This window comes from Novosphingobium sp. UBA1939 (assembly GCF_002336885.1).
Taxonomy (GTDB): domain Bacteria; phylum Pseudomonadota; class Alphaproteobacteria; order Sphingomonadales; family Sphingomonadaceae; genus Novosphingobium.
Genome location: NZ_DDFB01000050.1, coordinates 1 through 5,209 on the forward strand (window position 1 = coordinate 1; position 5,209 = coordinate 5,209).

Annotated in this window: 4 protein-coding genes; 2 read left to right on the top strand and 2 right to left on the bottom strand. The window is 67.5% G+C overall.

Going from position 1 to position 5,209, the window contains the following annotated elements; translation table 11 throughout:
* The first annotated feature begins 474 nt into the window (after positions 1-474).
* Positions 475-2,664: a PQQ-dependent dehydrogenase, methanol/ethanol family gene (locus tag B3547_RS07710; RefSeq protein ID WP_292961798.1), complete on the top strand. Its 2,190-nt coding sequence runs from the start codon at positions 475-477 to the stop codon at positions 2,662-2,664.
* A 138-nt stretch (positions 2,665-2,802) separates the two neighbouring features.
* Here the strand turns inward: B3547_RS07710 and B3547_RS22045 are convergent, their stop codons facing one another.
* Both B3547_RS22045 and bdcA read right to left on the bottom strand, forming a co-directional pair.
* Complete coding sequence (locus B3547_RS22045; protein ID WP_194919163.1) at positions 2,803-3,147, bottom strand: HNH endonuclease; 345 nt, start codon at positions 3,145-3,147, stop codon at positions 2,803-2,805.
* Between the two features lie 326 nt (positions 3,148-3,473).
* A complete protein-coding gene (bdcA, locus tag B3547_RS07715; RefSeq protein WP_292961800.1) occupies positions 3,474-4,187 on the bottom strand; it encodes an SDR family oxidoreductase in 714 nt (237 codons plus the stop codon).
* Positions 4,188-4,331: 144 nt separating this feature from the next.
* On the opposite strand from bdcA, the gene B3547_RS07720 reads away from it, so the two are divergent.
* Positions 4,332-5,209, top strand: an 878-nt coding sequence (locus B3547_RS07720) for a LysR family transcriptional regulator (protein ID WP_292961802.1), incomplete at its 3' end; no start/stop codon positions are given.

Below are 5,209 nucleotides of genomic sequence, written 5' to 3' on the forward strand. Positions count from 1 at the left end.
ATGGCGCGCAGCAGCGTGGACTTGCCCGCGCCGTTGCGGCCGACCACGGCGACGCATTCGCGCCCCAGGTTCAGCGAAAGGCCGGAAAACAGCGACCGGCCGGATGGCGTGGCCAGCGCCACGGAATCGAGCGTGAGAAAAGAGGACATGACGGCACCGGAATTGACGAAGGGACGGGCGGTTTCAGCGCGTCTTCCGGTCCATGTCATGCTCCTGCGGGTCGGGCGGCCCATGCCGCGATTTCAGGGTGTTACCAGATTGGCGCGCGGCGTGGAAGGCCCACCCCGCTCTCCCTCATTCTCCCCTCCCGCAAGCGGGCGGGGCAGCCCCTTCTTCTCCCCTCCCGCTGGCGGGAGGGGTTGGGGGTGGGCTTTTCCCGTCCCGCTGCCCGCTTTCGCAAACAGCACGATGGCACCCGCCCGCCGGATGCGGTATCGGCAGGCAACGTGCAAAAACAAAACACGGGAGAGTGGCATGAAACGGTGGCTTGGAGGCTTCCTGGCGGGCGGTGCGGTGCTGGCGCTGGCGGCGTGCGGGATGAGCGGCGTGGGCGGCGGGGCCGGCAGCGCGGGCGGATCGCTCGACGATGCCGAAAAGGCCAGCGAGGCGCTGCTCAAGACCGGCGGCAACGGCGATAACTGGGCCGGTATCGGCTATGGCTATGACGAGCAGCGCTACAGCCCGCTGGCCGACATCAACGATCGCAACGTGGGCGAACTGGGCATCGCGTGGTTCGCCGATCTGGACGACGCGCGCGGGCAGGAAGCGACGCCGGTGATCGTGGACGGCGTGCTCTATGTCAGCCACGCCTGGTCGAAGGTGGACGCGTGGGACGCGGCGAGCGGCAAGAAGCTGTGGTCGTTCGATCCCAAGGTGTCCGGCGAACGCGCCGTCAGCGCCTGTTGCGACGTGGTCAACCGTGGCGTGGCGGTGTGGGGCGGCAAGGTCTTCGTCGGCACGCTGGACGGCCGCCTGATCGCGCTGGACCGCAAGACCGGCCAGCAACTGTGGTCGACCCAGACCTTCGACACCACCAAGCCCTATACCATCACCGGCGCGCCGCGCGTGGTGAAGGACATGGTGCTGATCGGCAACGGCGGCGCGGAGTTCGGCGTGCGTGGCTATGTCACCGCCTATGACGCCGATACCGGCAAGCAGCGCTGGCGCTTCTACACCGCGCCCAACCCGGACAAGGCCAAGGACGGCGCCGTCTCGGACGATATCTTCGCCACCAAGGCCAACGCCACCTGGTCCGACAAGGGCGAATGGAAAACATCGGGCGGCGGCGGCACGGTGTGGGACGCGATCGTCTACGACAAGGATCTTGACCAGATCTACCTGGGCGTGGGCAACGGCAACCCGTGGAACCACGGGCTGCGCTCGAACGGCGAAGGGGACAACTGGTTCCTCTCCTCGGTCGTGGCGCTGGATGCCACCACCGGCCGCTACAAGTGGCACTATCAGGAAACCCCGGCGGAAAGCTGGGACTACACCGCCACCCAGCCGATCATCCTGGCCGAACAGGCGGTGAACGGGAAGCCGACCAAGGTGCTGTACCACGCGCCGAAGAACGGCTTCTTCTTCACCATCGACCGCACCACGGGCAAGCTGATCGATGCCAAGCCCTATGTCGACGGGATCAACTGGGCGAGCGGGTACGACCTTGCCACCGGCCGCCCGATCGAGAAGCCGGAGGCGCGCTTTTACAAGACCGGCAAGCCGTTCATCGCCATCCCCGGCGCGCTGGGCGCGCACAACTGGCACCCGATGAGCTACAACCCGGCGACCGGCCTCGTCTATATTCCCGCACAGCAGATCCCGCAGGGCTACCTGCAGGACATGGACGAGCTGGACCGGCGCAAGGTGCTGGGCTTCAACATCGGTACCTCGCTCGACAAGACGATGCTGCCGGACGACAAGGCGGCGTTCAAGGCCGCCATCGCCGCCACCACCGGCCGCCTCGTCGCCTTCGATCCACGCACCGGCAAGGTCGCGTGGGGCGTGGACTATCCCGCCGCGTGGAACGGCGGCACGATGACGACCGCCGGCAACCTCGTGTTCCAGGGGACGAGCACCGGCCGCTTCCGCGCCTATGCCGCCGATACCGGCCGGCAGCTGCTCGATCTCGACATGCAATCGGGCATCGTCAGCGCCCCGGCCACGTTCCGCGTGGGCGGGGTGCAGTACATCGCTTTCCAGACCGGCAAGGGCGGCGCCTTCCCGCTCGTCGCCGGGGTGGCGGGCGGGGTCACGCGCAAGCTGCCCAACCTGCCCCGCCTCGTCGTGCTCAAGATCGGCGGCACAGTGAAACTGCCCGCCCCCCCGGCCACGACCGCGCTAGCCTGGAACCCGCCGCCGCAGTTCGGCACACCGGCGCAGGTCGCTTCGGGCAAGGCGCACTTCGGCCGCTATTGTCAGGTCTGCCACGGCGACAGCGCCATCGGCAACGGCTTCACCCCGGACCTGCGCGTCTCGGCCCTGCTTGCCAACCCGGAGGCGTGGAAATCGGTGATCGCCGACGGCGCGCTGAAGGACCGGGGCATGGTCAGCTTCGGGCGCGTGCTGACCCCGGCCGACATCGAGGCGATCCGCGCCTATGTCATCGACCGCTCGATCTGGACCAAGGCCAACCTGGCCGATGTGGCCCCGCCGGTGGGGCGGTGAGCGGGCTAGACGTGGGTCGTCAGGCGGGAGCGCGGTGGGGCGCGCTCCCGCTGGGAGGCGGAGAGTGGTGGTTGCCGCGGAGCACCCCAAAAACCGCCGTTCGAGGGATGAATTTTTTCCCTCAGTGCGGTCAGTCCGTTAGCAGAATGGGTGCAATTGAAGCCCATGCCATTGCCCCTTGGCTAACCGCTTCCGTACGCGACGCCCATAGGTTTCGGGCGGCAGAGCGTTGCGAGAGCGGTGGCGACGGGAATTGCAGAAGAGACAGGCGGCAACGATGTTGTCGCCAGTGTTCTTGCCTCCTTCGCATCGTGCCCTCAGATGCTCTGCGGTTGATCGCAGCCAACCAAGCCTTTTATCGCAAACAGCAAAGCGCTCGGAAAACTGGTGAGGGTCGTGCTCCCACATCGGCTGCTTGCAGTAAAAGCAGAGGCCGTCTTGGGCATCAAACTTTTGCCGCCGGACAGTTGCAATCTTACACATGGAATCTCCGTTTCGATATCGATCAAAACGGTTGCGCAACGACCTATTGGCCGCCCCTTGGTCGGGAGATCTAACTTGCGCTGGACGGTGTTCTCACCACCCCGCTGTCCACACGCACCACACTGAGCCTCCGGCTTCAGTACAGCAGTCTTTTAATGTGACCTTCCCATAGCTTCTACGGGAAACGCAGTTCGCTAATAACACATCTTTCATTGCCGAAAAAGTACGCGCGAAATGGAGAATGTACGCCAACCCTGTTCGGTCCCAAAAACAGCCGAAGCGCCCCAAAGCGCCCCGGCCGTTTCCGCTTCCGCCGAGAACCCCGGTTACGCGCCGAAGCCGCCGTCGATGGTCTGCATCGAGCCGGTGATCATGCCGGCGTGCGGTCCGGCGAGATAGGCGGCGAGTTCGGCGATTTCCTCCGGCCTGGCGTGGCGCTTGATCGCCATGAAGCTGTGCATCGTCGCCGCCATGGGACCTTCGGCCGGGTTCATGTCGCTGTCCGTCGGCCCCGGCTGGATGGCGTTGACGGTGATCCCGCGATCCCCGAAATCGCGCGCCAGCCCGCGCACCATGCCCTGCACGGCGGACTTGGTCAGCGCATAGGCCGCGCCGCCGGCAAACGGCATGCGATCGCCGTTGACCGAGCCGATCACGATGATCCGGCCGTCGGCGTTCATCCGCCGCGCCGCTTCCACCGAAGCGTGATAGGGCGCGCGCACGTTCACGTCGATCATGTGGTCGACCGCGTCGGGATCGAGGTCCAGCGGGTTGCCCATCGCCAGCGTGCCGGCGTTGACGACGATGACGTCCAGCGCGCCGCGGCCGGCGACGACGGAGGTGAGCGCATCGCGGTCCGCGCTGTTCGCCTGGATCGCCTGCGCGCCGGTTTCGTCGGCCAGCGCGGCGGCGGCGTCGCGCGATCCGGCATAGGTGAAGGCCACCGCCGCGCCCGCCGCGCGGAAGCGGCGGACGATCGCGGCGCCGATGCCGCGGCTGCCGCCAAGGACAAGCACGTTCTTTCCGGTAAAGTCATTCATGGTCTGTCTCCTCTGGGTCCGGAGCCAGCGGGGCAGGCCGGGAAGGTGGCCGATCCGTCTCGCTCTCTGGACCCGAAGATGCCGATGATGCATCGTTCGCACTAGCCAGCCGATTCCGGAACTGGCTGACGGAAAATCCGAACGATGATGAAGCTCGATGGCCTGGCCGCCTTTGTCGCCACGGTGGACGAAACCTCGATCAGCGCGGCATCGCGGCGGCTGGGGCTGGCGAAGTCGGTGGTTAGCGAACGGCTGGCGGAACTGGAACGGGCGCTGGGCGTCACCCTGCTCCAGCGCTCCACGCGCCGCCTCACGCTGACCAGCGCGGGGGAATCGCTGCTGCCGCGCGCGCGGCGCATCCTGCGCGAGCTGGAGGAAGCGGCGGCCGAAGTCGACGCCAGCAGCGGGAAGCTGGCCGGGCCGCTGCGGATCTCCGCGCCGGTGGGGTTCGGCGTGCTGCACCTCGGGCCGGCGATCGCGCGGTTCCTGCACGACCATCCGGACATCGAGATGGCGCTGGAACTGGACGACGGTTTCGTCGATGCCGCCACCGGCGGGTTCGATGCCGTGCTGCGGCACGGCGCGATCGGCGACGGACGGCTGATCGCGCGCCGGCTCGCCACCAGCCGCCGCCTGCTGGTCGCCTCTCCCGCCTATCTCGCGGCGCACGGCACGCCCGCCTCGCTGACCGACCTCGAGCGCCATCGCGGCGTGCTCTACGCCAACCGGGCGAGCGACTGGCGCTTTGCCGCGGGGTCGGCCTGGTCGGTGGTCCGGCCCAAAGCCGCCCTGCGCGTCAACAACGGGCTGGTGATGCGCGATGCCGCGCTGGCCGGGCTGGGCCTCGCCCTGCTGCCGACGTTCTTCGTCCACGCCGAAATCCGCAGCGGCGCGCTGGTGGAGGTCGACATCGGCTGGCCGGCGGAAGGCGCGGAACTGTTCCTGACCTACCCCAGAGATCACGGCGCCGCCCCGAAAATCCGCGCCCTGGGCGACAGCCTGCGCCGCAGCTTCGGCGATCC

Coding starts and splice junctions, on each gene's coding strand:
- B3547_RS07710 (WP_292961798.1), top strand. CDS start 475: ATGAAACGGTGGCTTGGAGGCTTCCTGGCGGGCGGTGCGGTGCTGGCG.
- B3547_RS22045 (WP_194919163.1), bottom strand. CDS start 3,147: ATGTGTAAGATTGCAACTGTCCGGCGGCAAAAGTTTGATGCCCAAGAC.
- bdcA (WP_292961800.1), bottom strand. CDS start 4,187: ATGAATGACTTTACCGGAAAGAACGTGCTTGTCCTTGGCGGCAGCCGC.